Origin of the sequence: Bradyrhizobium mercantei, assembly GCF_001982635.1 — a bacterium.
GTDB classification, from domain to species: domain Bacteria; phylum Pseudomonadota; class Alphaproteobacteria; order Rhizobiales; family Xanthobacteraceae; genus Bradyrhizobium; species Bradyrhizobium mercantei.
The window spans coordinates 1471554-1496941 of sequence record NZ_MKFI01000001.1 but is presented as its reverse complement, the minus strand read 5'-3'; the positions used below and the strand labels follow the sequence as shown (position 1 = coordinate 1496941).

Annotated in this window: 25 protein-coding genes; 15 read left to right on the top strand and 10 right to left on the bottom strand. The window is 63.4% G+C overall.

What is annotated here, in order from left to right:
• Nucleotides 1-134: 134 nt before the first annotated feature.
• The 5 genes from xoxF5 (at nt 135) to BI327_RS07275 (ending at nt 5399) form a co-directional block, all read left to right on the top strand.
• Nucleotides 135-1940 (top strand): lanthanide-dependent methanol dehydrogenase XoxF5, encoded by a 1806-nt coding sequence (gene xoxF5, locus BI327_RS07295; protein WP_076859016.1) that lies wholly within the window; start codon nt 135-137, stop codon nt 1938-1940.
• 122 nt (nt 1941-2062) lie between these two features.
• Nucleotides 2063-2545, top strand: a complete 483-nt coding sequence (locus BI327_RS07290; RefSeq protein WP_076859305.1) for a c-type cytochrome, methanol metabolism-related — start codon at nt 2063-2065, stop codon at nt 2543-2545.
• Between the two features lie 50 nt (nt 2546-2595).
• Nucleotides 2596-3705: an S-(hydroxymethyl)glutathione dehydrogenase/class III alcohol dehydrogenase gene (locus tag BI327_RS07285; protein WP_076859303.1), complete on the top strand. Its 1110-nt coding sequence runs from the start codon at nt 2596-2598 to the stop codon at nt 3703-3705.
• A gap of 33 nt (nt 3706-3738) precedes the next feature.
• Nucleotides 3739-4302 carry an S-(hydroxymethyl)glutathione synthase gene (gfa, locus tag BI327_RS07280; protein WP_076859015.1) on the top strand — a complete coding sequence of 188 codons (564 nt, stop codon included), beginning with the start codon at nt 3739-3741 and terminating at the stop codon, nt 4300-4302.
• 140 nt (nt 4303-4442) lie between these two features.
• Nucleotides 4443-5399, top strand: coding sequence for a hypothetical protein (locus BI327_RS07275; protein WP_076859014.1), 957 nt, complete (start codon nt 4443-4445; stop codon nt 5397-5399).
• A 6-nt stretch (nt 5400-5405) separates the two neighbouring features.
• Here the strand turns inward: BI327_RS07275 and BI327_RS07270 are convergent, their stop codons facing one another.
• Nucleotides 5406-5837 carry a hypothetical protein gene (locus tag BI327_RS07270; RefSeq protein ID WP_076859013.1) on the bottom strand — a complete coding sequence of 144 codons (432 nt, stop codon included), beginning with the start codon at nt 5835-5837 and terminating at the stop codon, nt 5406-5408.
• A 221-nt stretch (nt 5838-6058) separates the two neighbouring features.
• On the opposite strand from BI327_RS07270, the gene BI327_RS07265 reads away from it, so the two are divergent.
• Entirely contained in the window at nt 6059-7201 is a 1143-nt protein-coding gene (locus tag BI327_RS07265; RefSeq protein ID WP_076859302.1) for an epoxide hydrolase family protein, read from the top strand.
• A gap of 18 nt (nt 7202-7219) precedes the next feature.
• On the opposite strand, the gene BI327_RS07260 is transcribed toward BI327_RS07265, so the two are convergent.
• A complete protein-coding gene (locus tag BI327_RS07260; RefSeq protein ID WP_076859012.1) occupies nt 7220-7684 on the bottom strand; it encodes a GNAT family N-acetyltransferase in 465 nt (154 codons plus the stop codon).
• A gap of 447 nt (nt 7685-8131) precedes the next feature.
• Between BI327_RS07260 and BI327_RS07255 the strand changes: the two genes are divergently transcribed.
• Nucleotides 8132-8764 carry an invasion associated locus B family protein gene (locus BI327_RS07255; RefSeq protein WP_076859011.1) on the top strand — a complete coding sequence of 211 codons (633 nt, stop codon included), beginning with the start codon at nt 8132-8134 and terminating at the stop codon, nt 8762-8764.
• 52 nt (nt 8765-8816) lie between these two features.
• Here the strand turns inward: BI327_RS07255 and BI327_RS07250 are convergent, their stop codons facing one another.
• Together BI327_RS07250 and BI327_RS07245 are read right to left on the bottom strand one after the other, a co-directional pair.
• The gene (locus BI327_RS07250; RefSeq protein ID WP_076859010.1) at nt 8817-9290 is read right to left on the bottom strand and encodes a hypothetical protein; all 474 of its coding nucleotides are present in this window, start codon (nt 9288-9290) and stop codon (nt 8817-8819) included.
• A 40-nt stretch (nt 9291-9330) separates the two neighbouring features.
• A complete protein-coding gene (locus BI327_RS07245; RefSeq protein WP_076859009.1) occupies nt 9331-9657 on the bottom strand; it encodes a hypothetical protein in 327 nt (108 codons plus the stop codon).
• Nucleotides 9658-9770: 113 nt separating this feature from the next.
• On the opposite strand from BI327_RS07245, the gene BI327_RS07240 reads away from it, so the two are divergent.
• Nucleotides 9771-10703 (top strand): LysR family transcriptional regulator, encoded by a 933-nt coding sequence (locus BI327_RS07240; protein WP_076859008.1) that lies wholly within the window; start codon nt 9771-9773, stop codon nt 10701-10703.
• A gap of 230 nt (nt 10704-10933) precedes the next feature.
• Here the strand turns inward: BI327_RS07240 and BI327_RS07235 are convergent, their stop codons facing one another.
• On the bottom strand, nt 10934-11728 hold the full coding sequence (locus BI327_RS07235; protein ID WP_021080321.1) for a class II aldolase/adducin family protein: 795 nt from the start codon (nt 11726-11728) through the stop codon (nt 10934-10936).
• A 185-nt stretch (nt 11729-11913) separates the two neighbouring features.
• Here BI327_RS07235 and BI327_RS07230 point away from each other — a divergent pair, with 185 nt between their 5' ends.
• Nucleotides 11914-13410: a M81 family metallopeptidase gene (locus tag BI327_RS07230; protein WP_076859007.1), complete on the top strand. Its 1497-nt coding sequence runs from the start codon at nt 11914-11916 to the stop codon at nt 13408-13410.
• Nucleotides 13407-14417 carry a glutathione S-transferase N-terminal domain-containing protein gene (locus tag BI327_RS07225; RefSeq protein WP_076859006.1) on the top strand — a complete coding sequence of 337 codons (1011 nt, stop codon included), beginning with the start codon at nt 13407-13409 and terminating at the stop codon, nt 14415-14417. The genes BI327_RS07230 and BI327_RS07225 overlap by 4 nt, the downstream gene beginning before the upstream one ends.
• Nucleotides 14418-14452: 35 nt before the next feature.
• Here the strand turns inward: BI327_RS07225 and BI327_RS07220 are convergent, their stop codons facing one another.
• The 5 genes from BI327_RS07220 to BI327_RS07200 all read right to left on the bottom strand — a co-directional run bounded on the left by BI327_RS07220 (nt 14453) and on the right by BI327_RS07200 (nt 20426).
• Nucleotides 14453-15082 carry a 2-hydroxychromene-2-carboxylate isomerase gene (locus BI327_RS07220; protein WP_076859301.1) on the bottom strand — a complete coding sequence of 210 codons (630 nt, stop codon included), beginning with the start codon at nt 15080-15082 and terminating at the stop codon, nt 14453-14455.
• A 504-nt stretch (nt 15083-15586) separates the two neighbouring features.
• The gene (locus tag BI327_RS07215; RefSeq protein ID WP_076859005.1) at nt 15587-17509 is read right to left on the bottom strand and encodes a flavin-containing monooxygenase; all 1923 of its coding nucleotides are present in this window, start codon (nt 17507-17509) and stop codon (nt 15587-15589) included.
• A gap of 9 nt (nt 17510-17518) precedes the next feature.
• Nucleotides 17519-18292, bottom strand: coding sequence for an SDR family NAD(P)-dependent oxidoreductase (locus BI327_RS07210; RefSeq protein ID WP_076859004.1), 774 nt, complete (start codon nt 18290-18292; stop codon nt 17519-17521).
• The gene (locus BI327_RS07205; protein ID WP_076859003.1) at nt 18289-18933 is read right to left on the bottom strand and encodes a TetR/AcrR family transcriptional regulator; all 645 of its coding nucleotides are present in this window, start codon (nt 18931-18933) and stop codon (nt 18289-18291) included. Before BI327_RS07205 ends, BI327_RS07210 begins: the two co-directional genes overlap by 4 nt.
• Nucleotides 18930-20426, bottom strand: a complete 1497-nt coding sequence (locus BI327_RS07200) for an AMP-binding protein (RefSeq protein WP_076859002.1) — start codon at nt 20424-20426, stop codon at nt 18930-18932. Before BI327_RS07200 ends, BI327_RS07205 begins: the two co-directional genes overlap by 4 nt.
• A gap of 170 nt (nt 20427-20596) precedes the next feature.
• Between BI327_RS07200 and BI327_RS07195 the strand changes: the two genes are divergently transcribed.
• The 5 genes from BI327_RS07195 (at nt 20597) to BI327_RS07175 (ending at nt 25346) form a co-directional block, all read left to right on the top strand.
• Complete coding sequence (locus BI327_RS07195) at nt 20597-21856, top strand: ABC transporter substrate-binding protein (RefSeq protein WP_076859001.1); 1260 nt, start codon at nt 20597-20599, stop codon at nt 21854-21856.
• A 97-nt stretch (nt 21857-21953) separates the two neighbouring features.
• On the top strand, nt 21954-22856 hold the full coding sequence (locus BI327_RS07190; RefSeq protein ID WP_076859299.1) for a branched-chain amino acid ABC transporter permease: 903 nt from the start codon (nt 21954-21956) through the stop codon (nt 22854-22856).
• Nucleotides 22853-23872 (top strand): branched-chain amino acid ABC transporter permease, encoded by a 1020-nt coding sequence (locus BI327_RS07185; protein WP_076859000.1) that lies wholly within the window; start codon nt 22853-22855, stop codon nt 23870-23872. Before BI327_RS07190 ends, BI327_RS07185 begins: the two co-directional genes overlap by 4 nt.
• A gap of 2 nt (nt 23873-23874) precedes the next feature.
• On the top strand, nt 23875-24633 hold the full coding sequence (locus BI327_RS07180; protein ID WP_076858999.1) for an ABC transporter ATP-binding protein: 759 nt from the start codon (nt 23875-23877) through the stop codon (nt 24631-24633).
• Nucleotides 24630-25346, top strand: a complete 717-nt coding sequence (locus BI327_RS07175) for an ABC transporter ATP-binding protein (RefSeq protein ID WP_076858998.1) — start codon at nt 24630-24632, stop codon at nt 25344-25346. The genes BI327_RS07180 and BI327_RS07175 overlap by 4 nt, the downstream gene beginning before the upstream one ends.
• Nucleotides 25347-25388: the final 42 nt, after the last annotated feature.

Sequence of the window (25388 nt, the reverse complement as noted above, 5' to 3'; positions counted from 1 at the left end):
TTTGAGCAAACGGCTCTTCTCTATTGGGCAAGTCAGCAGGCTTTGATGGGACTACGACTGGGACACCAAAATGGAAGAAGTGGGGCCGTTTCGGCGGAAACCCTTGAGCTCTTGAACCTGGGAGGAAAACCACGATGCGCAAGTTGCTTTACGCGACCGGTCTTGGGGCTATGGCGGTATTTGCCGTCGGAGCGGCCAATGCCAATGACGAGCTCCACAAGATGGCGCAGAACCCGAAAGACTGGGTGATGCCGACCGGAGACTACGCGAATACACGTTTCTCCAAGCTGAATCAGATCAACGCCTCGAACGTCGGAAAGTTGCAGGTTGCCTGGACGTTTTCGACCGGCGTGCTGCGCGGCCACGAAGGCGGCCCGCTGATCATCGGCAACATGATGTACGTGCACACCCCGTTCCCGAACAAGGTCTACGCTATTGACCTTTCCAAGGACAATCAGATCGTCTGGAAGTACGAGCCGAAGCAGGATCCGAACGTCATTCCGGTGATGTGCTGTGACACGGTCAACCGCGGCGTTGCCTATGGTGACGGCAAGATCATCCTGCACCAGGCCGACACCACGCTGGTCGCGCTCGATGCCAAGACCGGCAAGGTGGAATGGAGCGTCAAGAACGGCGATCCGAGCAAGGGATCGACGGGTACCTCGGCGCCGATGGTGGTCAAGGACAAGGTCCTGGTCGGCATCTCCGGCGGCGAGTTCGGCGTTCAGGCCCACATGACGGCCTACGATCTCAAGACCGGCAAGCTGGTCTGGCGTGGATACTCGGAAGGTCCGGATGACCAAATCCTGGTCGACGATAAGACCACCGAGCTCGGCAAGCCGATCGGCAAGGACTCGAGCCTGAAGACGTGGCAAGGCGATCAGTGGAAGATCGGCGGCGGCGCGACTTGGGGCTGGATCTCCTACGATCCCGAGCTGAACCTCGTGTATTACGGGTCGGGCAACCCCTCGACTTGGAATCCGAAGCAGCGTCCCGGCGACAACAAGTGGTCGATGACGATCTGGGCGCGTAACCCGGATACCGGTGTCGCCAAGTGGGTCTACCAGATGACGCCCCATGACGAATGGGACTATGACGGCGTCAACGAGATGATCCTCTCGGATCAGTCGATCGACGGCAAGCCGCGCAAGCTGCTGACGCACTTCGATCGTAACGGCCTCGGCTATACGCTCGATCGCGCCACCGGCGAGTTGCTGGTCGCCGACAAGTATGATCCGAAGGTGAACTGGACCTCCGGCGTCGACATGAACAAGAGCTCGCCGACCTATGGTCGTCCGAAGGTTCTTGACGCAGCGTCGACCGACAAGGCCGGCGAGGACCACAACGTCAAGGGCATCTGCCCGGCAGCGCTTGGTTCGAAGGACGAGCAGCCGGCGGCGTACTCGCCGGATACCCAGCTGTTCTATGTGCCGACCAACCACGTCTGCATGGACTACGAGCCGTTCAAGGTGAGCTACACCGCAGGTCAGCCCTATGTCGGCGCGACACTGTCGATGTATCCGCCTCCCGGTGAGACCAACATGGGCAACTTCATTGCCTGGGACGGCAAGACCGGCAAGATCGTCTGGTCGAACAAGGAGCAGTTCTCGGTCTGGTCGGGTGCACTCGCGACCGCCGGCGGCGTGGTGTTCTACGGCACGCTGGAAGGCTACCTGAAGGCTGTCGATGCCAAGACGGGCAAGGAGCTCTACAAGTTCAAGACTCCGTCCGGCATTATCGGCAACGTCACCACCTATGAACATGGCGGCAAGCAGTACGTCGCAGTTCTGTCGGGTGTTGGCGGTTGGGCAGGCATCGGCCTCGCGGCCGGTCTGACTGATCCGACGGCCGGTCTCGGTGCAGTCGGTGGCTACGCCGCGCTGAGCAACTACACCGCGCTCGGTGGAACGCTCACCGTGTTCTCGCTGCCGCAGCAGTGAGCTGAACGAACCTCGTTCCGGCGCATGGACCACCTCCATGCGCCGGTCCGTCTTCAATCGCACGCGAGGATATGCTTTTGCGTAAGATCTGGTTTGTGACTGCTGCGATCTTCGTCGTGGCAATGGGAGGAGTTGCCTCTGCCGAAGCTCCCGGCGACCCGACGGCGGTCAAATCCGAGGACGGCAAGTATCTCGATAAGGACGGTAACCCGACCTACAAGGTCGAACCTGACGGGACCGTGGATTGGTACACCTACTCCGGATATCGCCGATACCATTCGGAGTGCCACGTCTGCCACGGGCCCGATGGCATGGGTTCGACTTATGCGCCTGCGCTGAAGGACTCGCTGAAGAGTATGAACTATGCCGATTTTCTTGGCGTGGTCGCGAGCGGACGCAAGAACGTTTCGACGTCGCAGGAGAACGTCATGCCGGCGTTCGGCGACAATCCGAACGTTGCTTGCTACATGGACGACCTCTATGTCTACCTGCGCGCTCGTTCCAATGACGCGGTTGGGCGCGTACGGCCGGCCAAGCACGAAGACAAGTCAGAAGCCTACGGCAAGGCGGAAGACGCCTGCATGGGCCACAACGACAAGAAGTGAGCGTGACCGGCGCGAACGACAAACCTGTTTGATGTTTAGTGGAGACCAAGATGAAGACCCGCGCCGCAGTCGCATTCGAAGCAAAGAAGCCGCTTGAGATCGTCGAGCTGGATCTGGAAGGCCCCAAGGCCGGCGAGGTCCTTGTCGAGATCATGGCGACGGGCATCTGCCACACCGATGCCTACACGCTCGACGGTTTCGACAGCGAAGGCATCTTCCCCTCGATCCTCGGCCACGAAGGCGCCGGCATCGTTCGTGAGGTCGGGGCCGGCGTGACGTCGGTGAAGCCGGGCGATCACGTGATCCCGCTCTATACGCCCGAGTGCCGGCAGTGCAAAAGCTGCCTGAGCCAGAAGACCAATCTCTGCACCGCGATCCGCGCGACGCAAGGCAAGGGCGTGATGCCGGACGGCACCTCGCGCTTCAGCTACAAGGGCAAGACGGTCTTCCACTATATGGGCTGCTCGACCTTCTCGAACTTCACCGTGCTGCCAGAGATTGCGGTCGCGAAGATTCGCGAGGACGCGCCGTTCGACAAGAGCTGCTACATCGGCTGCGGCGTCACCACCGGCGTCGGTGCGGTCGTCAACACCGCCAAGGTGACGCCGGGCTCAAACGTCGTGGTGTTCGGTCTCGGCGGCATCGGCCTCAACGTGATCCAGGGCGCCAAGATGGTCGGTGCGGATAAAATCATCGGCGTCGACATCAACGATTCAAAGGACGCCTGGGGCAAACAGTTCGGCATGACGCATTTCGTCAACCCGACCAAGGTGAGCGGCGACATCGTCCAGCACCTGGTCGGCCTCACCGACGGCGGCGCCGACTACACCTTCGACTGCACCGGCAACACGACCGTGATGCGGCAGGCGCTGGAAGCCTGTCACCGCGGCTGGGGTGTCTCGGTGGTGATCGGCGTGGCTGAATCCGGCAAGGAGATCGCGACGCGTCCGTTCCAGCTCGTCACCGGACGCGTCTGGAAGGGCACTGCGTTCGGCGGCGCGCGCGGCCGCACCGACGTGCCGAAGATCGTCGACTGGTACATGGGCGGAAAGATCCAGATCGATCCGATGATCACCCATGTGCTGAAGCTCGATGAGATCAACAAGGGCTTCGACCTGATGCACGAGGGAAAATCGATCCGTTCGGTCGTCGTATTCTGAAATCAAAACACCAAGCACTAGGAGGATAGGTCAATGACTGTTCATATCCACCCGTCGGTCGACAGTGGCGTCAAGCAAGGCTCCGGCAGTTTTGCCGGCGGCACGCTGGTCTGCAAATGCGCGGACAAGAAGGTCAAGGTCGGGGTCAAGGGCGACGTTGCCCATAACCACGCCTGCGGCTGCACCAAATGCTGGAAGCCCTCGGGCGCCACCTTCTCGGTGGTCGCGGTGGTTCCGCGCGAGAACGTCACCGTGCTGGAGAACGGCGACAAGCTGAAGATCGTCGACGCGGCTGCGGTGATCCAGCGCCACGCCTGCACCGGCTGCGGCACCCATATGTACGGCCGGATCGAGAACAAGGGCCACCCGTTCTACGGCCTCGACTTCATCCATCCCGAGCTGTTCCAAGAGTCCGGCTCGGCGGCTCCAGGGTTTGCTGCTTTCGTCTCGTCGGTGATCGAATCCGGCGTCAAGCCGGCCGATATGGCCGGGATCAGGTCGCGGCTGAAGGAGCTTGGGCTCGAGCCCTATGACTGCCTGTCGCCGCCGCTGATGGACGCCATCGCCACCCACGTGGCGAACTCCAAGGCGGCCTAAAGAAGAGGCAGTCGAACAGGCGCGGCCTGATGGCCCGGCCCCTGAAGGGATCCTGCGCCGGCAGCGGGCCTGCCGGCAACGGATATGCTGGTAGTACCCGTGACCTTGAACCTTGCATGCCCTGCGGGCGACCACAGGGCATGCATTTTATTTTCCGCCTTGCCCTCGTCCTTTCCCCGATCCTGCTCCTCGCGAACGCCCATGCGGCGTCGCCGGAAGACCGCTACATCGCCGCGCGCGACGCTGCGATCGCCAAATTCGCCAAGCTGTCGAGCGACAACAAGATCGACGAGGCCGCCGACAAGGCCGAAGCGGCCGCGCGCGCCGAGCTGAAGGGGCAGCTGAATGCCATCCTGTCCCAGCCCGCCCGGCCGGGCTTTGCGCCTGCCCAGCTCAACCTCGACACTCTATATAAGGGCGATATGGGGTTCGGCATGCTGGACGGCCTGCGCTTCGATGCCGATACCGGCAGGGAAGGGGCAAAAATCGGAGAAAAGCGCGCCGACGGCAGCTTTGTCGAGCCGAAGGCCCATATCATCGTCACCACCGAAGCCCTGTTCACGCGCTGGCTGCATGAACACAAGACCTGGTGGGACAAGGGCAGCAAGAACGTGCCGCAGCAGGTCGATGCGGCGCTGAAGTTCGAGGGCCTTTACACCCAGGCGATCTCGACCGATGCCGCCGTGGTCAATTTCGACGACCTGCCGGTCACCAAACCGGCGTCCGCCACTTTGGCTTACGGCTTCCTTGCCGGCCGCACCCAGGATTCGTTCCCCGACAAGGCCGACGAGGTGTTCGTGGCGGCGCTCGCCGGCGGCAAGATGTATGTCGTCTACGGCGAGATCGAGCCAGCCGTGCAGGTGGCGGCCTGCAGCGCGATCCGGACCGACTACAACAAGAAGGCCGACGCGGCCGCCGAGAAGCTCGAGCGCAAGCAGATCACCAGGGCGGCGTATGCCAAGCTCGGCGACCTTCGCCAGCAGGGCGAGGATTCCTTCAAGCGCTGCTTCACCGAGCGCGCACCGCAGCAGCCGGCATTTGCCGCGGCCGCGAAGCAGGCTCAGGCGCTGCTGGAGACGGCGATCGGCAAACAGTAGAGCGGGCTACTCCAAATCTCCCAACAGCCATAACGCCCAGATCACCTGCATGATCGGCCAGGCTGCAAATACGATACACAAGAGCCAATAGGGGAGCGGCTTCCGCGCTCGGCGCACTTTCACGATGGAGGCGACCCCGAATGGTACCAGCAGAAGGAATGTCGGTGCGAAAAGTCCGCCATAGAGTATGACGCGCGACGCGTGAGCAGCAATGCCTGTCTCTATGATGGATTGCAGCACGAACAAGTAGGCGACGAGCAGCACGGGCGCAAACAGCGCGGACGTGACGGCCGGTGAAAACCCCGTCGGATCGATGTCGGGTCTTTTCACCCATGTCCTGATGGTGAGCCAGGCGGACAGGAACACGATGGTCAGCGGCAATCCCAACTTCAACAGAGCGTCTTGTCCGTCATGGATGCTCGTCAGATAGATTGCCACAACAAGCCCCCATCGGCTGCGACGTCAGCGTCTCGACCGCCTGCGCTTCATGTTGTCGAGGCCTCCATTAGCAACACGGCGCCGCCGATCGTGGATTTTGTCGTGCAGATTTCGCGGTTTGTCGTGCAGACCTCGTGCAGGCGGCGCTTGTCGCAGGTTTGATCGGCGACCCGCGTGCGCCTATCTTCTCCGGAAAGCTCTGCATCCCCGGGGAGACGCACATGAATTCCACCATCAGCCCGTTTCGCATCGCCGTCAGCGACGATGTCCTCGAGGATCTCCGCAGCCGGCTGCGACGGACCCGCTGGCCGGAAGCCGAGCTGGTCGACGACTGGAGCCAGGGCGCGCCGCTGCAATGGATCAAGGATGTCTGCCACTATTGGGCCGAGACCTATGATTGGCGGCAGCGCGAGGCGCAGCTCAATCGCTTCAGCCAGTTCACCACCGAAATCGACGGGCTCGACATCCACTTCATCCATGTCCGCTCAAAGCATCCGGAGGCGCGGCCCTTGATCATCACCCATGGCTGGCCGGGTTCGGTGGTCGAATTCCACAAGGTGATCGAACCTCTGACCGATCCGACCGCGCATGGCGGCAGCGCCGCCGATGCCTACCATGTGGTGTGTCCGTCGCTGCCGGGCTTCGGCTTCTCCGCCAAGCCGGTTGCGACAGGCTGGGGCGTCGACCGGATCGCCAAGGCCTGGGCGGTCCTGATGGAGCGGCTCGGCTACAGCAGCTATTTCGCGCAAGGCGGCGATTGGGGTTCCGCCGTCACCACCGCGATCGGCGGACAGGACTCAGTCCATTGCGCTGGCATTCACATCACGCTTGCGATGTCGACCCGGCCCAATGTCGAGGGCCAGCCGACGCCGGAGGAAACCCGCGCGCTCAACGGCATCAAATATTATGCCGCGTGGGACTCCGGCTATTCCAAGCAGCAATCCACCCGGCCGCAGACGCTCGGCTACGGGCTCACGGATTCGCCGAGCGGGCAGGCCGCCTGGATCCTGGAAAAATTCTGGGCCTGGACCGACTGCGACGGGCATCCGGAAAACATCCTGAGCCGCGACGAGCTGCTCGACAACGTCATGCTGTACTGGGTCACCGCGACGGCCGCGTCGTCGGCGCGGCTCTATTGGGAAAGCTTCGGGCCGGGCAAGCGAACCCCGCACAAAGTGAGTGTGCCGACCGGCGTTGCCGTGTTTCCCAAGGAGATCGTCACGCCGGTACGCAAATGGATGGAGACGAGCTTCACCAACATCCAGCACTGGAGCGAGATGCCGAAGGGCGGGCATTTCTCGGCATTCGAGCAGCCCGAACTATTCGTTCGCGAGGTGCGGGCGTTTTTCGGGAAGCTGCGCTGAAGCTAAGGCAGCTACGAACTACAGCAGTCCCCGATAGATCCCAGGTGCAGAGCCTTCGATCGCCACCGCGCCGACTGCCTTCGCATAGAAGTCGGCTGGCCCGACGCCGCCGATGATCGCGTAGCCGAAGCCCTGGTGTTTCATGTCTTCAAGACAGGCGAACAGCAGCGCCTTGCCGATTCCGCCCTGCTGAGCCTTTGGCGCGACTCCGGTAGGACCGAAGAAGTTGCGACAGGCCGCGTCGTGGCAGGCGAAGCCCACGATCTTCTTGTGCTGGATCGCGATGAAGCAGGCGACCGGTTGGCGGCTGAACGCGACCTCGGTCTCGCTCGCCCATGCCTCGCTGAATGTCTCCCGCACCCAGGCTGTGACCTTGTGCTTTTCGGGGGCGAGCGCGCGGCGCATGACTATCCCGGCCTGCTGCAAGCGATCGTAGGCGGGCCGGGAATCGGGCAGGGCATAGAGCTTGACGAGCATATCCATCCCGCGACCTTAGTTGAAAAGGCGCCCCGCGGGCAAATCATGACACGGCCCGTCCTGCGTCGCTTCGTCATTACGGGGCGTGCGCAGCACGAGCCCGGAATCCACCGCGTCGCGGGCTCTGCGGATCAATGGATTCCGGGTTCTCGCGGAACCTGTCATCGGCGCGCATTCGCGCGACCCGTTGGCGAGCCCCGGAATGGCGGTCTCGCGTGCCGGAATACGGGCCGTGCCGCTACCACTTCCGCTGTTGCTTATTCGCGGCCTTCACCTCACGCACAATCGCCCAATAGTACCCGCCGCAGAATGCGACGATCGCAACAATCACAGTGGCGGCGATAATCTCTTGCATATCCGCGGTTCTCCAAGTACACGTACCTCAAATTCGTGGGAATTATACCCACGTAAAGTGAAAATCGGTTTCGAGATGTGGCTAGGCGGAGCGCAGGCATGGTGAGAGTCAACGCAACAGACTGGCGTCGTCGGGCGATCGTCGCTCTCGTCGTCCTGGCCGGCATCGGGTCGGCACAGGCGGCTCGAACCGCCGAAAAATCGGATGCCAGCGGGGGTGTCGTTTCCGTGCCGAGCGACACGCGAGGCCAGGCGTCCGCGGCGGATGGTGCTGTCAGGGCCGTCCAGCTTCCGCGCGGCGCTTCCGCGATCAGCGAGACCTACGGAGACTGGATCGTCAAATGCCAGCTCGACGGCGGTGCAAGGTTGTGCACCCTCAGTCAGACGCAGACCTCCAAGGAGACCAATCAGCAAGTCTTCGCGATCGAACTGCTGCTCCGCAACGGAAAAGCCGAGGGCAACATGCTGATGCCATTTGGGCTGAAGCTCGACGCCGGAGCCGTCGTCAAGCTTGACGGCAAGGACCTGGAGCAGACGCGCTTCTCCACCTGCACGGCGCAAGGCTGTTTGCTTCCGGTCTCTTTTCCGACCGTCGTGACCGACACCATGAGCAAGGCCAATACGCTCACCGTTGCCGCACAGAACATCAACACCGGGCAGGCGGTCGTCTTCAATATCCCGCTCAACGGCTTTGCCGCAGCGCTGGAGCGCACCATTCAGCTCGGCAGCTGACCAGTACGCCGCGCTGTGAGCTCGCCCCGTGAGCCCACAAGGCTACTCGGACTCAGGCAGCGAACCGATCGCCATCGGTCACGGCGGCATTCCGGGCTTCGATCGCCTTGACGGAGTTCTCGAACGCTTTCTCCAGCACGCCTCTGCCGACGGTACGAAGCACGAGGCCGAGGATCCATCCCTTGAGGTTCTTGCCGTCGCGTACCACGACCACGTCGATATCGGTCGTGCCGTCGGGCCGGCGCACAAAATTGTAGATGTGGCCCGACGCTCCGCCCCATACATTGGAGTCGGTCGTCGTCAGGACGACGTGATCGGGATCGGACCAGTCGTAGCGCAGGCGTTCCCAGATGCCGCCCGAGCCTTCTGTCACGTCGGCATGCGAGGGGCCGCGATGATGCACCTTGAGATAGGCGTCCGCACTGTTGCCGAAGAGCTTTGAGCGGCCCGGCCCGAAGTCGGTGAGACCGGCAACGTACTGCTCGGGTGTCAGGCTCGTCGTGCGATGAAGGCGGATGGTGGACATCTGCGGCTCCTGCAATTGGAAGGCACCGGCGGCGTCGGGGCTAGTTGGAGAGTGCGCCCGACTTGCGGATGGTGAGGCTGTCGCCGTTCCGGCTGATCTCCAGCGAGCCTGCCTGGTTCGGCGTCGACAGCAGGGCCCGCTGACCGGGCGCCAGCACCGACACAAAGCGGACCGGCGTTCCAGCCGCGCCCTGTGCGAGCGTGGTGACGACGCGATATCCTTCGGGCTCGACGGTGTAGTAGGCGACGCCGGACACGTCGCCGAGATGGATGCTCTGGCCCGCGATCGGCTTGAGACCAGCCGCGTGCGCGGCTCCCAGCGAGGCGAGGGTGAAGGCGCTTGCGAAAACGATGCTGCGGATCGACATGAGATCCTCCTTTGGCTTCGGTGACGATTTGGGCAGCGAGCGATTGCCCGTCTGACCCCTTGCCGCAGGAGATGGTCAGGCTATGATCATCGATCAAATAGATGGGATCGATAATGGCCATCGATATCGTCAATTTAGGTCGTATCGACTTGAATTTGCTCGTTCATCTCGATGCGCTGCTGACCGAACGAAGCGTGACGAGGGCGGCGGCCTGCGTCGGCATCGGCCAATCCGCGATGAGTCATAATCTTGCCCGCCTGCGCGAGCTGTTCGCTGACGAGCTTCTGACGCGTGGAGCCGATGGTATGCGGCTGACCCCGCGCGCGATGACCCTGCTCGAGCCAGTGCGGACTGCGCTGGCGCAGATCGAGACGGTGGTGTTGCGCGACCAGACCTTCGATCCGGCCACGGCGGTGCGGACGTTCAGGCTCGGACTGTCGGACAGTATGGAGATCCTGATCATGCCCGCTCTGCTGGCGCGCGTGCGCGAGGCTGCGCCGGGTGTTCACTTCCGGCTCTACAATGTCGATTCGTCTCGACTGCTCGATGATCTCGACGCCGACGAACTGGATCTCGCCGTCGCCCATGGGCCGCTCCCGCAGGGACAAATGCATCACAAGCGGCGCACGCTGTTGACCGAGCGCTTCCTGTGCATGTTCAACGCCGAGAAGACCGGTATCACGCCGCCGATCTCGCTCGATGATTACGTGCGGCTTCCGCATGTGCTGACCAGCCTGCGGCCGGGCCGCAGCGTGCGCGGAATTGTCGACGACGCGCTCGACAAGCTCGGTCTGCAGCGCACCGTTGCGCTGACCACGCCGCGTTTCTTCACCGTGCCGCATCTGGTGGCGCAGGCGCCCGTCATCGTCACCATGGGGGCGCGGCTGGCCACCCGCTTTTCCGCCGAATTCGGGCTCAGCCTCAGCCCGCCTCCGGTGGAGTTGAGCGAGATGCCGGTGACGTTGCTCTGGCACGCCTCCTACGATCGCGATCCGGCCCATGCCTGGTTGCGAAACCAGGTGGTGCAGCTGGCAGCTGAAATGTGAGGGAGCGCATCGCCTGCGACAAATCAACTCGACGGTGGCTGTTTGACTCACAGCCCGTGCAACACATTCGGTGTCGTCCCTGCGAAAGCAGGGACCCATGACCACGAATAGTTGTCGGTGAGTGGTGTTGGAACGACGAGTCCCTTCAGCAACGAAAGCCGCGGAGTATGGGTCCCTGCGTTCGCAGGGACGACACCGCTATCGAGAACGGTGCTTTGCGCTCAACGGCCTCAATCCCGATACGATGGATCGGCCCGATCGAGCTTGCGCAGCAGCGCCGGCCAGGCGAGCTCGCCGTTGCGCGCGGCGCGGCCGGGCTTCGGCAGCATCCGCTCATAGGTGTCTTCGAGAATGTTTTGCGGCGGATAGATCAGCTTGGTGTTGCAGGACAACGCCATCACCTGGGTCTGGCAGGCGCGCTCGAGGCGGAATAGTACGTTGAAGGCGGCAGGCACGGTGCGGCCGACGACCAACAGGCCATGGTTGCGCAGGATCATCGCCTCGTTATCGCCGAGGTCGCGGACCAGCCGCTCGCGCTCGTCGACATTGTCGGCGATGCCTTCGAAGTCGTGATAGGCGATGTGCAGGAAGCGCATCGAGGTCTGCGCGAGCGGCAGCAGGCCGCATTCCATCGCCGAGACCGCCATGCCGGCGGGGGTGTGGGTGTGCGCGACGCAGTCCATGTCGTGCTTGGCCATATGGATGGCGCTGTGAATGACGAAGCCCGCGACATTGACGTCATAGTCGGTCGCGTTGAGTAGCGTATTGCCCTCGACGTCGACCTTGATCAGGCTGGAGGCGTCGATCTCCTCATACAGCATGCCGTAGGCGTTGATCAGGAACTGGTCGGTGGTGCCGGGTACCCGGCACGAGATGTGGTTCGCGATCATCTCGGTCATGCCGTACATCGCCGTCAGCCGATAGCAAGCGGCGAGATCGACGCGGGCCTGCCACTCCTCGGCGCTCACCTGCTCGCGAACGGATTTGACGACCTTGATCGCGGGCGAGCTGACGGGGGGATTCATGGCGTTCTCTCCTTGGGAAATCTGGGCCGAGGCCTGATTGTAGCCGCGGAACATAGCAGAATCCGCGCGGCGGCAAGCTCGCGTGCGTCTGCGTATTTGCAGGTCTGTCGGGCGAAAACCGAATGCGGATTGGCGCGCCGCGTCTTCGATGCCACACTGCGGCAAAACAGCCGAGGCGCACCAAAATGAGCGATCGCAAGATACGTATCGCCGTCCTGCATTTCTCCCACGAAACCGTCTCGTTCCTGCCGAACGAGACCACGCTCGACGACTTCATCTATCCCGGCTCGCCGGCCAAGGGCGAGGCGCTGCTGCAATTCGATCCCAAGAACTACATGGGCGGCTTCGTGCAGGTGGCGCGCGAGTTCTCCGAGGTGGAGCTGGTTGGCATCGAATCCCCGCTCTGGCCGAAAACCTACACCGGATCGGGCTGGATCACCCAGGAAGCCTATCGCACCTTCACCGGCAAGATGATCGCAGGGCTGAAGGAGGAGGGGCCGTTCGACGGTGTCTATCTGTGCCTGCATGGCGCCATGGCCGTGCGCGACGTGCCGCGGCCGGAGGCCGATCTGGCGCGGCAGGTCCGCGAGGTAGTTGGCCGCTCCGCCTTCATCGCGGCGACCTTCGACCCGCACGGCAATGAGGACGAGGCGTTCCTCGAACAGGCGGACATGGCGTTCGCGGTTAAATATTTCCCGCATTACGACGCGCATCTGCAGGGCGAGCGGGCGGCGCGGATGCTGGTGCGGGCGATCCGCGGCGACTACAAGCCGGCGCATAAAACCATCAAGGTTCCGGTGATCTCGCCCACCGTGCTGCAATGGACCGGGGCGCGTCCGTGGATGGATCTCGTGCAGCGCGCGCTGGTCTGGGAGGCCCGCGAGGTCGACGTCTACGTCAACATCTTCTTCGGCTTCCCGTTCGCCGATGTGCCGGATGTCGGCATGACCGTGCAGGTGCTGACCAACGGCAACCCGAAGCTTGCCGAGCAGGTCGCGCGCGATCTTGCAGGCACGATCTGGCGCCTGCGCGAAGCGCTGCTGCAGTCGACCAAATTGCACGGCATTGCCGAAGGTGTGACGCTGGCAAAGCAGGCAACAGCCGATGGCAGCACGCCGGTGGTGCTGGCCGATCACAGCGACCGCTCGGGATCGGCGACCTGGCTGCTGCGCGAGATCATCGCGCAGGACCTCGCCAACACTGTCATCGCGACCATTGCGGATGCCAAGGCAACGGCCAGCCTGAAGGCGGCCGGCGCCAAGGCCGGCGATGCCTTCGACATGGAGATCGGCGGTCGCGCCGACGAGTCGGCGGGCGATCCCGTTCGCATTCAGGGCACCATCTCGGCCGCGGGCGAGGGCTATGGGCAGTTCTGGGTCTGCGTGCGCTTCGGGCGCAACAATGTGCTGATCCTCTCCACCTATCTGGTGCAGGTGATGGAGCCGTTCTCGCTGAAGGCGCTGGTGCCAGACATTGGCAGCTTCGAGGTGATGGCGATCAAGTCGCGGGTGCATTTCCGGCGCGGCTTTGACGACAATGGCTTTGCCAGGACGATCCTGCTGGTCGAGCCCGAGCAACCGTTCCTCGGCACCACGCGTCTCGACAAGCTGCCTTACAGGAATGTCGACCTCACGCGGTTCTACCCCTACGGCAATCCGGCGTTTTCGGAGCAATCGTCATGACGGAAGGCCGCTATCGCCTGATCGGTTCGACCGCATCGCCTTATGCGATCAAGCTACGCGCGCTGATGCGCTACCGGCGGATTCCGCACGACTGGGTGATCATGACCAAGGCGCTGCGCGAGGCGACCGCGCATCTGAAGCCGATGCTGATCCCGGTGCTGCAATATCCCGACGGTAGCTACCGCGGCGAGACGACGACGCTCGCCTATGATCTGGAAGCGCGCTGCCAGGGACGCTCGGTCATCCCCGAGGACCAGGCCGTCGCATTCGTCTGCGATCTGCTCGAGGACCTCGCCGACGAATGGGCGGTGAAACCGCTGTTTCTCTATCGCTGGTGGGATCCGGAAGACCAGGCCTATGTGTCGCGCTGGGCCGGCGAGGAATGGTCGACCTCGGAAGCCGAGGCCGGCAGCCGCGAGGAGATCGAGGAATTCCGGCAGCGGCAGATTTCGCGCATGGGCATTCTAGGCGCGACGGACGAGAACAGACCACTGCTTGAGGAGAGCTATCGCCGGACGCTTGCGGCGTTCGAGCCGCATGTCGGCATGACGAGCTATCTATTCGGCAGCCGGCCATCGCTGGCGGATTTCGCCTGGTTCGGCCAGCTCAGCGAGATGGCGACCGACCCGACTCCGATGCGGATCATGCGGCAGCGTGCGCCGTTCACCGATCATTGGGTGCGGCGGCTCGATGATGCGTCCGGCGTCGAGGGCCACTGGTATCCGCGTGAGCAGGCGCTCGGCGGATTCGCCGAGGCGCTGCTGCGGATCGCGGGCGAACTCTATCTGCCTTTCCTTGCTGCCAATGCGGATGCATTCGCGAAAGGCCTCGAGCGCCTTGAGCTCAACGTCTGGGGACTGCCTTACGCGCTGGCGCCGTTCAAATATCAGGTCAAGTGCCTGCAGCAGCTGCGCACGAAGTTTGCCGCGCTCGCTGCCGACGATCGCGCGGCATTGAAGCCGGTGCTGGAACGCACCGGGTGCTGGGCGGACCTGGATGGCGGCTGATCGATCACGGCAATCAGGTTCAAAACCACGTGAACTCAGGTCCGGTGCCTGCTGCCGAGCGCGACGGCGATCGTCTCGGGTTTCTTGATCCGCTCGGTCAGCATGTCGATGCGGTCGCCGCCCCAGAACAGCTCGCCGTTGAACACCATGGTTGGAACACCGAACACGCCGAGCGCCTCGGCCTCATCGATGATGCGATCGTGCTCGGCGCGGGCGGGGCCGTGAACGTAGGACTCGAAAGCGTCGACGGAACCACCGATCGCGGCAATCACGGCGGCAATCTCCGACAACTCGTCGATCTCCAGCTCGTGGTTCCAGAATTTCTGGAACACCGTGTCATGATAGGGCCGGAACAGCCCATGGCGCTGCGCGAACAGCATCCCGGCGCTGGCGTAGAAGGCGTCGTAGATCCGGCGCGGCCCCTTCATGGTGAGCCCCTGCGCGTTGGCGAACCGTCGCGCATCCATATAGGCGTAGCGCACCTTGCGCCAGAAATGCGGCGTGCGCGCCTCGACCGTGCCCATGAACTCGGGAATGCGCAGCGTGTAGGGCAGCCATTGCAGCTCGACGCCGTAGACCTCCTCGAGTTCGAATAGCCGCTTGTTGGCGACATAGGCGTAGGGAGACTTGTAGTCGGTGTAGATGCGTACAAGCGGCTTTTCCATCATCGCTCCTGATCCGGTCAGGACAATTGTTCCTGATCCCGTGCGGTGACGCAATGAGGCGACGATAGAGGGATGGCACTCAAACGAACGGGCCCCGGTGCAGTCAAGCATCGCGGGGCCCTGCTACTTCGTTTTAGCGAAGGATCTCTGGTATAGACCAGTGGTGTTTCTGGACCCAAAAGCGCTTGGCCTTTGCGCTCTCGTCCTGCGGATATGTTCAGATTGTCGGCAGTGCACGCAGCTAGCAGCTGCTATCAGCCTCACGTGCACCGAGACCTTGCCGCTGAGCAAGGTCGCTGGCTTTCGCCGGTGGCGTCATGCTCCTCTCCAAGGGTGGGCCGACGGACCTCTGTCCGCTTTCTGCTGCCTGGCGGCCGATCCCATAATCGTCCGTCAATTCCTGCGACGCGAGGAGCAGACGCTCCAGCACCCCGACAGGTGCAGTCATCGAAATGCTGCGGCAGTTATGCCCTGCTGTCAAGTTAACGAGCGGGGTATTTCAGGTCAGCTTTCCTGTCGCGCCTTGGTCTTTCGATACTGCGTGAAATCCGGATCGTGCGTCATTTTCCAGTAGTCCACGAACCGCCACGGCATCGCCGAGAACACGCGACCGCGGCTGTTGCGGTAGTAGGTCGTCATTCCCGGATGCGTCCAGATGAGTTGCTCATGCTCGGCATCGACATTGCGGATGTATTCGTCATGCGCGCGTGGATCGACGTCGATCGCTGCGATGGCGTTCTCGATCATCTCGACCAGACACGCGGAGATGTAGCGGCTCTGGCATTCCGACTGAAAGATCACGCTGCCGCCATGCGCCGGCCCCGAGTTGGGACCGAGCATCAGAAACAGATTTGGGAAGTCAGGCACGGTGAGGCCGAGATAAGCGGTCGGATTGTCGTGGCTCCAGACCTGCTTGAGGTTCTTGCCGTCGCGCCCGGTGATGTTGAGGCGTGCCGCCATCTCCGAGACCTTGAAGCCGGTCGAGATCACGATGATGTCGTGCTCGCGCGATGTGCCGTCGGCCGTGACGATTCCTTCCGGTGCGAAATGGTCGATCGTGTCGGTGACCAGCTCGACATTCGGTTTGGTCAACGTCTTGAACCAGTTGTTGTCGAGCAGGATGCGCTTGCCATAGGGCGGATAGGTCGGCATGCACCTCTCGATCAGGTCGGGGCGATCCTTCAATTCGGAGAGGATGAACTCGGCCAGTTCCTGGCGATGCCGGTCATTGCCCTTGTTGACGGCCCGGTCGGGATGCGGCCAGGCCGGATCCTTGCGCAGGAACGGCAGTAGCCCGTCGCCGTAACGCCAAAACATGTTGAAGCGATACCACTGCACATAGAACGGCAGATGGGCGAGCAGCCACTGCGCGCCCTCGGTAATCGGATCGGAATAGCCCTTCACCGGCCGCGCCCATTGCGCGGTGCGCTGATAGACGGTGACCGAGGCGACGCGATCGGCGATCGACGGCACCAGCTGCATCGCGGTCGCGCCGGTGCCGATCACGGCGACATGCTTGCCGTCGAGCTTGATGTCGTCGGACCACAGCGCCGAATGGACCTTGAGGCCGGTGAAATCCTCGTCGCCGTTAAAGCGGGCGGGCAGGGGATCGTTGAGCTGGCCGATCGCGCTGACCAGCGCGGTGGATTCGAAACTCTCCTCGCTGTCCGCGGTCTTCAGCGTCGAAATCCAGCGGCGCTTGGCTTCGTCCCACCGCGAAGCGACGAGCTCGGTCGAGAGACGGACGTGCTTGCGGATGTCGTACTCGCGCACGACTTTGAGCAGATAATCCAGCAATTCCTGGCGCTGCGCGAAATAGCGCGTCCACGGATTGCGAGCACCGAAGGAGAAGGAATAGGAATGGTTCGGCGTATCGACGCCGCAGCCGGGATAGCGGTTGACGTACCAGGTGCCGCCGATCTCGTCCTGCTTCTCGACGATCGTGTAGGGAATTCCGAGCCGCCCCAGCGCAACGCCAAGCGCAATCGCGCAGACTCCGGCACCGACGATCAGTACGTGCTGCTGCGCCAGCTTTTCGCCCGACGGGCGCTCGCGCCAGCGGGCTTCGCGGGGAACGAATCCCATCTCCTCCCGCATCAGCGGGGCATATTCGGGCGTGACGTCCTCGCCGAGCGTCGCGCGCATCATCCGCAGCATCAGCTCATCGCCGGGATCGGTGATGACGGGCTTCGGCGTCCCGCTCGCGAACAGGTTCAGCACGGCGGCGCGGATCTCGTCCTGGATCTCCTTCGGCACGCCGGCATCCGGATCGGGGATCAGGCGGACGTCGCGCTTGGGCTTGTAGGGCGGCTCGAGCCACTTCTCGTCGCCGGTCATGTGCACCAGCACCATTAGCAGCACGCGGATGTCGCCCTCAGCAATGGCGGAGGATAAATCGAGGTGTTGGCGCGAAAGCTCGATATTCATGGATTGTCCTCAGCTGCGTGGAGCGTCCGGCAGGCCGCCATAGGCGGCCCAAGTGGTGCCTGCGATGTAGCCGGCATCGACCGGCAGGTTGATGCCGGTCACGCCGCTGCTCTGCGGCGAGAGCAGCCAGGCGATCGCCTGCGCCACTTCGATCGGCTCGACCAGCCGGTTCATCGCGGTGGGGCTCGCCAGCAGGTCCTTGTTCAGGGCGCCCGACGCGATACCTGCTTCAAGCGCAGCCGTGCGGGTGAAGCCGGGCGACACCGCGTTGACGCGCACGCCGCTCCGTCCCCATTCGGCCGCGAGCGTCTGCGTGATCTGGATGACGCCGGCCTTCGCCGCGGTATAGGCATGGATCGGACCCGACGTCATGCCGGCCACCGAGGCGACATTGACGATCGCGCCGTGACGCCGCTTCGCCATGCCGATGCCGACGCTGCGCGCGACCAGGAAGGTGCCGCGCAGGTCGATGTTGACCTCGCGGTCCCATTGCTCCATCCGCACCCGGTCGATCGTGTGCATCTTGCCGAACACGCCGGCCGCGTTGACGAGGCCGGTGATCGGGCCGTGCGCCTTCTCGATATCGGCGATGCCGGCGACGACGGCGCTCTCGCTCGCGACGTCGAACGGCGCGGGCCACAGGATGGCCGCTGTACCGACCAACGGCTCGGGCGCGATGTCGACGATGACGACGCGATGCCCTTGGTCGGCGAGCAGCGTGGCGGTGGCGGCGCCAATGCCGCGGCTGCCGCCGGTGACGAGGATGGTGCCATCAGCACTCATGACTTTCTTCCCTTGTCGCTCGTGGTGAACAGGCCGCGCGTCACCAGCTTCTGGTACGCCGTGATGACATAGTCGGGCACGGCGGTGACGCCGCGCTCGGAATAGGAGTAGCGGCGGCTGAGATAACCGCGCGCGCCCATCAGGACCTGGACGATGGCCTCGAATTCCTCGTCGCTGAAATCGTTGGTCGCGCCCGCGGCGCGCGCGCGCTGGAGGATCCGGACGTAGGCGTTCGAGATGTTGTCGAAATGCTTCTGGTAGCCGATCGGCGCGAAGAACTCGGCTTCGTTGAGGATGCGGAGAAACTCCGGCACTTCGCGGATGAAATCGAAGAAGGCGCTGAAGCGCTCGACCTCCTGGCGGGCTTCGCTGGCGGTGCCGGTGCGGGCATGGATGAAGCGGACCATGTCGAGGCCGATCTTCGGCAGCAGCTGGTCGAGCAGTTCCTGGCGATTCTCGAAGTGGTTGTAAAAGGTGCCCTGCGCGACACCGGCGGCTTCGGTGATGCGGGCAACCGAGGCTTCGGCATAGCCGTATTTGCCGACGATCTTGGTCGCGGCGTCGAAGATCTTCTGCTTGGTCCAGGCGTTGCGCTCGACCCGGTTGAGTTTGGTCACCTTGGCGGATGTCGCTTGTGTCATGCGGAGGCCTCGAGTTCGGCGCGGAGCACGCGTTTGAGCACCTTGCCGGATGGATTGCGCGGCAGGCTGTCTCGGATGATGAGTTGCCGTGGCACCTTGAAGGCGGCGAGCCGCGAGCGGCAGAAATCGGCAAGATTTGGGAGATCGAGCCTGGCGTCGTCGGCGAGCACCACGATGGCGACCGGCTTCTCACCCCAGCGCGCGTCCGGCAGGCCTATCACCGCGACCTCGCGCACCTCAGGCATTTCATAGATGACGCGCTCGACCTCGGAGGAGGCGATGTTCTCGCCGCCGGAGATGATCATGTCCTTCTTGCGGTCGGTCAGATAGAGAAAGCCGTCATCGTCGAGATAGCCGATGTCGCCGGTGCGGAACCAGTCGCCGAAGAATGCCGATGCGGTCTTCTCCTGATCCTTCCAATAGCCCTGCGTGACCTTCGGGCCGCGCAGGCAGATCTCGCCGTCCTGGTCGGCAGGCAGTCGCTTGCCGGCATCGTCGCGGATCTCGATCTCGACATGGGCGATGGCGCGGCCGGTCGAGCCGATCTTCTCGATCTCGCGGCCTGCGTCCATGAAGGTATCGCCGCCGCAGCTTTCGGTGAGGCCGTAGGCATCGATGTAGCGCGCGTTCTTGAAATAATCCGAGAAGGCGCGGATGCGGACCTCCGGTGTCTTCTCGCCGCCGCCGATCGCCCAGCGCAGGCTGGAGACGTCGTAGCGGTCGCGGTTCGGACAGGTGAGGAGGGCCGTGGTCATGACCGGTGCGAACCATGCGGCGTTGAGTTTTTCGCGCTCGATGGCGGCGAGCGCCGGCTCGGGCTCGAAGCTGCGGTGGATGCACAGCATGCCGCCATGCCAGAGCACGGCGATGCCGGGCAGGTCGAGCGCGCCAACATGATAGAGCGGACCGACCACGAGCAGCCGCGTGTCGGCATTCAGTCCGAGCACCAGGGTCTGGTCGGCGGATTTCCAGTAGATGTTCTCGTAGGTGAGCATCACCCCTTTGGGCCGATCCGTCGTGCCCGAGGTGTACATCAGCCGCATCAGGTCGCGCGGCCGGCGCACATGGATCGGCGCCGGTGCGATGTCGGGTGCAAGGTTGGTGACGCTGGATTGCGCGACTTCATCGAGCAGCACGACAGGCGCACCGCCGCTTGCGATCGCGGCAAATTCCTCGTCGGCGACCAGCAGGCGCGCGCCGGAATTGCCGACGATGTAACCGACTTCATCGGCCGACAGGCGATAGTTGATCGGCAGGAACACCGCGCCGATATGGCTGGTCGCGAACACCAGCTCGAGAAAGGCCGTGCTGTTCTTCATCAGGACAGCGACGACATCGCCGGGCGCAATCCCGCGTGCCGTGAGCCAGCCGCCGACTTGCCGGATCCGCAGGTCAAAGTCGGCGTAGGAGACGTCCTCGCCGCGATATTTCAGCGCACAGCGGTCCGGAGTCCGCCTGGCGTGAAATGCGATGAAGCTGGAAAGATTGATCATTTGCCGCCCGTCGGGCCGATTTCCGGCGCCGTGTTCTCCCTAGATGAACTATGACTCGTAATTCATATTTGGCTTGACGTCACCCCCCTTGCTCTGAAAACATTGTGGCCATGGAGACGGAACGATCTCCGCAAGCGATTTTGGGAACGCGACCCGACAGGGAGGGGAATATGAAGAAGACGCGGAAGCCGGGCATCAGCCGGCGCGCCACGCTTGCGCTGATGGGCGCCGGCGCGGCGACCTTGGCCGCGCCATGGGTGGCGCGCGCGCAGGCCAAGACGATCAAGATCGGCATGCCGACCATTCTGTCGGGCCGCGTCGCGCAGCTCGGCACCTCCTCGCGCAATGCGGTGATGCTGGAAGTCGAGAAGGTCAATGCTGCCGGCGGCCTTGCCGGGCGACAGATCGAGATGGTGATCCGCGACTCCAAGGGACAGCCGCAGGAAGCCGCGCGTATCGCCCGCGAGCTCGTCAATACCGACGGCTGCGAGATGCTGCTGGACGGTGAGGCATCGTCGGGATCGTTCGCGGTTCACGAGGTGGCGCGCGATCTCGGCGTGCTCTGCATCCACACCTGCTCGGAAGCCTCGTCGCTGACGGCCGATCCCAAGCAACACATCCCGAACGCCTTCCGTTGCGTTCGGCAGGGTATTCATGACTCGATCGTCGGCGCCGGCTACGCGGCAGGGATCGCCAAGGCCAAGGGCCTGAAGAAGTGGGCGACCTGTTCGCCTGACTATGCCTACGGCCGCGACACCACCGGCGAGTTCGTGCTGTACCTCAAGAAGTTCGCGCCCGATGTCGAGATCATCAGCGAGTCCTGGCCAAAACTGTTCCAGCCCGACTACACCGAGGTGGTGACCAAGATCCTGCAGGCCAAGCCGCAGGCGCTGTATTCCTGCCTGTGGGGCGGCGATCTCACGTCCTATATCGACCAGGCAAACATCTACGCGCTGTTCACCCAGATGGAGGTGTTCGCGGTCAACATGGCCGACTACACCGCGCTCACCGTGGTGAAGAACCTGCCGAAGGGCATCCACTCCGGTGATCGCTACATCAAGACGTTCCCGGCGACGCCGGAGAATGCCGCCTGGGGCGATGCCTACAAGGCGAAGTACAACGAGTATCCGACCAACTGGTCCTGGCAGAACGCAACCGCGGTCATGTTCCTCAACGAGGCCGTCAAGAAGGCGAACTCGACCGATGGCAAGAAGGTCGCAGAGGTTCTTACCGGGCTCACCATCAAGTGCCCGTTCGGCGCCGACGGCACCGTCACCATGCGTGCGGACGATCACACGCTGGTCGGCTACGCGATCGGCTGGGGCACCACGATCCCGAAAGAGCCTTACGTTCCTGATGTGAAGGCCGGTGACTGGAAGACCATCTTCGAGCTCGAAGCCGAGTGGAAGAAGAGCAAGGGCTACACCTGATCCGCATGTGAGGCGGAGGAAGCAGCCAGCTGCCTCCGCCTTTCATCTGAGTTTTCTCGCGTGCCGGCGTTGCGGCTCGCCGTAATGGATGATTCCCGTGGACCTCGACGCGCTCGCCAGTTGTCTCGCCAGCCCTGCCTGCCTGGTGACGCAAACCACCAGCGGCCTGATCATCGGCATGCTGCTGTTTCTCGTCGCCGTCGGGCTGACCCTGATCTTCGGCGTGCTCAAGGTGGTCAATTTCAGCCATGGCGCCTTCTACATGTTCGGCGCCTATTTCGCGATGACGGCCTACCAGCTCACCGGCAGCTTTGCGCTGGCGATCCTGAGCGGCGCAGTGGGTACCGCAATCCTCGGCCTGATCTTCGAGCGCGTGTTCATGAGCCGGGTCTACGGCCGCGACGTGCTGATGCAGCTCCTGGTCTGTTACGCCTTCGTGCTGATCTTCGATGATGTCGTCCGCATGATCTGGGGGCCTGAATTCAGGTCGATGGGCATGCCGGCCGCGTTCCAGGTGCCGCCGCTGTTCATCGCCGGCGGCGTCGTGCCGCCCTATTATCTGCTGCTGATCGGTGTGGCGCTCGCCGCCGCGGTGGTTCTCGGCCTAGGACTGGCGCGCTCAAGAATTGGCAAGGTGATCCGTGCGGCCGCGCATAACCCCGGAATGGTCTCCGCGCTCGGCATCAACACCGGGCTGATCTATGGCGGCGTGTTCGCCCTCGGCGGCATGCTGGCGGGCCTGGCCGGAGCGCTTGCCGCGCCGGTGCGCTCGCTGACGCCGGGCATGGGGTTCTCGGTGCTGATCGAGTCCTTCATCGTCACGGTGATCGGAGGTATGGGCTCGATCCTCGGGGCATTGATCGGTGCGCTCTTGATCGGCCTGATCCGCTCGTTCGGATCGCTCGGCTTCCCGCTGTTCACCGAGGGGCTGATGTATCTCTTCATGGTGATCGTTCTGGTGTCGCGGCCGACAGGCCTGTTCGGCAAGGAGGTCGCATGACCGAGTTGCAGGCCGGGCAGGGCGCGCAGCCCCTTAAGGTGCCCCGAATCGACGCCAGACCGCAGCGCTACCGCGATGTGCTGATTGCGCTCGTGGCCTTCGTCCTGCTCGCGCTGCTGCCGTTCATCTTCGGCAGCAAGCAGCTGCTCGACTTCGTGATCCGCTGCGCGGCTTACGGATTGTTCGCGACGTCGCTCAACCTGCTGGTCGGCTACACCGGCCTGATCTCGTTCGGCCACGGCATGTTCTTCGGCCTCGGCGCCTATGGCTTCGGCCTGATGATGCAGAAGACCGGCGTGGCGATCCCGGTGGCCTTCGTCGCCACGCTGGCGATGACCTTCGTGGTCGCCATCGTGATCGGCGCAATCTGCGTGCGGCTGAAGGAGATCTACTTCGCCTTCGTCACGCTGGCGTTCCAGATGCTGATCCACTCGACGATCCTGTCGTGGCAGTCGCTGACAGGCGGCGACCAGGGCCTGCGCGGCGGCATTCCGCGGCCGCCGTTTCTCGGCATCGATTTGTCGAACCATCTGCATCTCTACATCACGAGCTGCGCGCTGCTGGTGATCGGGCTCTTCCTGATGCGCCAGATCGCGCAGTCGCCGTTCGGCTACACGCTGCGCATGATCCGCGACAACGCCACGCGGGCGAGCTTCATCGGCATCGACGTCTGGCGTGCGAAGCTTGTGATCTTCGTGCTGGCGGCGCTGTTCGCCGCGACCGGCGGCATGATCATGGCGCTGTTCGTCTCCGGCGCCTATCCCGAATTCGCCTACTGGACGATCTCGGGCGAGGGCATCTTCATCAACATGCTCGGCGGCGTGACCACCTTCCTCGGGCCGATGGTCGGCACGGTTCTGCTGCTGATCCTCAACGACACGGTCACGCGCCTGACCGAGTATCACGGCATCGTACTCGGCGTCGTGATCCTGTTTTTCGCCATCGGCCTGCGCAAGGGCCTGATGGACTTTGTCGTCGAATGGTTCGCGCAGCGACGCGGCGAGGGGCGCGGCTAGCGATGCTGGAGATTCGCGGGCTTTCAAAATCCTTTGGCGGCGTCAAGGCGACCGACAACGTCTCGCTCGACTTTGCCGACGGTTCGCTCACCGCCGTGATCGGGCCCAACGGCGCCGGCAAGAGCACATTCTTCAACCTGATCACCGGCGCGCTGCGGCCCGACGCCGGGCAGATTTTGCTGAACGGTGTCGACATGGCGGGCAGGGCGCCGCCGGAGATCGTGCGCCACGGCATCGGTCGCGCCTTCCAGGTTGCGAGCATCTTCCCGTCGCTGACGGTCGAGGAGACGATGCTGGCCGCGGTCTGTGCCGATCAGCGCCGCGCCGGTGTGATGCATCGCTGCTTTCCATTGGCCGAGACGCGCGACCGCGCCGAGCATGCAATGGAGCTGCTCGGCCTTGCCGGCAAGCGCAACAGGACCGCGGCGACGCTGTCGCATGGCGACCAGAAGCTGCTCGATATTGCGCTCGCGCTGGTGCTCGAGCCCAAGGTGCTGTTGTTGGACGAGCCCACGGCTGGCATGGGCACGGAGGAGCGTTGGCGCATGATCGACAAGGTGCGCGAGCTCTGGGAGAAGCAGAAGATCACGGTCGTGTTCATCGAGCACGACATGGATATCGTGTTCAAGATCGCGCCGCAGATTGTCGTGCTGTGCTACGGCCGGATCCTTGCGACCGGGACGCCCGACGCGATCCGCACCAACGAGGCCGTCATCGAGGCCTATCTCGGCAGCGACGACCATGCGGGAGCGGTGGCATGAGCATGCAGCCGGTGGTGCAGGTCGAGGACCTCGACGTCTACTACGGCACCAGCCAGATCCTGTTCGGCGTCGGCCTCTCGGTACGCAAGGGCGAGACCATGGCGCTGCTCGGCCGCAACGGCGCCGGCAAGTCGACCACCATGAAGGCCATCATGGGACTGGCGCCAGCACGCCGCGGCCAAGTCACACTGCGCGGCCAGGTGGTGTCCGGAATGAGGCCGCATCACATCGCGCGTGCCGGGCTCGGCTTCGTGCCGGAGGATCGCCAGATCTTCCCCGAGCACACGGTCGAGGACAATCTCGTGATCGGCCAGAAGAAGGGGCCGGGCGGTGAGGATGAGTGGTCGATCCGCCGCGTCTATGACGTGTTTCCGCTGCTGGAGCCGCTGCGCTATCGGATCGCCGGAAGGTTGTCTGGCGGCGAGCAGCAGATGCTGGCGATCGCCCGCACGCTGATGGGCAATCCGGTGCTGCTGTTGCTGGACGAGCCGAGCGAGGGGCTGGCGCCGATCATCGTGCAGCGCATCGGCGAACTGCTGCGGCAGCTCCGGGGCACCGGTGCCACAGTATTGATCGCCGAGCAGAACATGCATTTTTGCCTTGGCCTTGCGAGCCACGCGACGGTTATCGACAAGGGACAGATCGTCTACACATCCTCCATCGAAGAGCTGAAGGCCAACGACAACATCCGGCAGCGCTATCTGGCGCTGTAGGGCATGATCCGGACCGGCACGGTCGCGTTAGCGCAAAGTGTG

What these genes read in the sequence shown, in the direction of transcription:
- BI327_RS07250 (WP_076859010.1), bottom strand. Translation starts at nt 9,290, where the DNA reads ATGTCCACCATCCGCCTTCATCGCACGACGAGCCTGACACCCGAGCAG.
- BI327_RS07195 (WP_076859001.1), top strand. Translation starts at nt 20,597, where the DNA reads ATGAAGAAGACGCGGAAGCCGGGCATCAGCCGGCGCGCCACGCTTGCG.
- BI327_RS07180 (WP_076858999.1), top strand. Translation starts at nt 23,875, where the DNA reads ATGCTGGAGATTCGCGGGCTTTCAAAATCCTTTGGCGGCGTCAAGGCG.
- gfa (WP_076859015.1), top strand. Translation starts at nt 3,739, where the DNA reads ATGACTGTTCATATCCACCCGTCGGTCGACAGTGGCGTCAAGCAAGGC.
- BI327_RS07225 (WP_076859006.1), top strand. Translation starts at nt 13,407, where the DNA reads ATGACGGAAGGCCGCTATCGCCTGATCGGTTCGACCGCATCGCCTTAT.
- BI327_RS07205 (WP_076859003.1), bottom strand. Translation starts at nt 18,933, where the DNA reads ATGACACAAGCGACATCCGCCAAGGTGACCAAACTCAACCGGGTCGAG.
- BI327_RS07245 (WP_076859009.1), bottom strand. Translation starts at nt 9,657, where the DNA reads ATGTCGATCCGCAGCATCGTTTTCGCAAGCGCCTTCACCCTCGCCTCG.
- BI327_RS07230 (WP_076859007.1), top strand. Translation starts at nt 11,914, where the DNA reads ATGAGCGATCGCAAGATACGTATCGCCGTCCTGCATTTCTCCCACGAA.
- BI327_RS07200 (WP_076859002.1), bottom strand. Translation starts at nt 20,426, where the DNA reads ATGATCAATCTTTCCAGCTTCATCGCATTTCACGCCAGGCGGACTCCG.
- BI327_RS07260 (WP_076859012.1), bottom strand. Translation starts at nt 7,684, where the DNA reads ATGGATATGCTCGTCAAGCTCTATGCCCTGCCCGATTCCCGGCCCGCC.
- BI327_RS07285 (WP_076859303.1), top strand. Translation starts at nt 2,596, where the DNA reads ATGAAGACCCGCGCCGCAGTCGCATTCGAAGCAAAGAAGCCGCTTGAG.
- BI327_RS07185 (WP_076859000.1), top strand. Translation starts at nt 22,853, where the DNA reads ATGACCGAGTTGCAGGCCGGGCAGGGCGCGCAGCCCCTTAAGGTGCCC.
- BI327_RS07210 (WP_076859004.1), bottom strand. Translation starts at nt 18,292, where the DNA reads ATGAGTGCTGATGGCACCATCCTCGTCACCGGCGGCAGCCGCGGCATT.
- BI327_RS07255 (WP_076859011.1), top strand. Translation starts at nt 8,132, where the DNA reads ATGGTGAGAGTCAACGCAACAGACTGGCGTCGTCGGGCGATCGTCGCT.
- xoxF5 (WP_076859016.1), top strand. Translation starts at nt 135, where the DNA reads ATGCGCAAGTTGCTTTACGCGACCGGTCTTGGGGCTATGGCGGTATTT.
- BI327_RS07235 (WP_021080321.1), bottom strand. Translation starts at nt 11,728, where the DNA reads ATGAATCCCCCCGTCAGCTCGCCCGCGATCAAGGTCGTCAAATCCGTT.
- BI327_RS07175 (WP_076858998.1), top strand. Translation starts at nt 24,630, where the DNA reads ATGAGCATGCAGCCGGTGGTGCAGGTCGAGGACCTCGACGTCTACTAC.
- BI327_RS07265 (WP_076859302.1), top strand. Translation starts at nt 6,059, where the DNA reads ATGAATTCCACCATCAGCCCGTTTCGCATCGCCGTCAGCGACGATGTC.
- BI327_RS07275 (WP_076859014.1), top strand. Translation starts at nt 4,443, where the DNA reads ATGCATTTTATTTTCCGCCTTGCCCTCGTCCTTTCCCCGATCCTGCTC.
- BI327_RS07290 (WP_076859305.1), top strand. Translation starts at nt 2,063, where the DNA reads ATGGGAGGAGTTGCCTCTGCCGAAGCTCCCGGCGACCCGACGGCGGTC.
- BI327_RS07220 (WP_076859301.1), bottom strand. Translation starts at nt 15,082, where the DNA reads ATGGAAAAGCCGCTTGTACGCATCTACACCGACTACAAGTCTCCCTAC.
- BI327_RS07240 (WP_076859008.1), top strand. Translation starts at nt 9,771, where the DNA reads ATGGCCATCGATATCGTCAATTTAGGTCGTATCGACTTGAATTTGCTC.
- BI327_RS07215 (WP_076859005.1), bottom strand. Translation starts at nt 17,509, where the DNA reads ATGAATATCGAGCTTTCGCGCCAACACCTCGATTTATCCTCCGCCATT.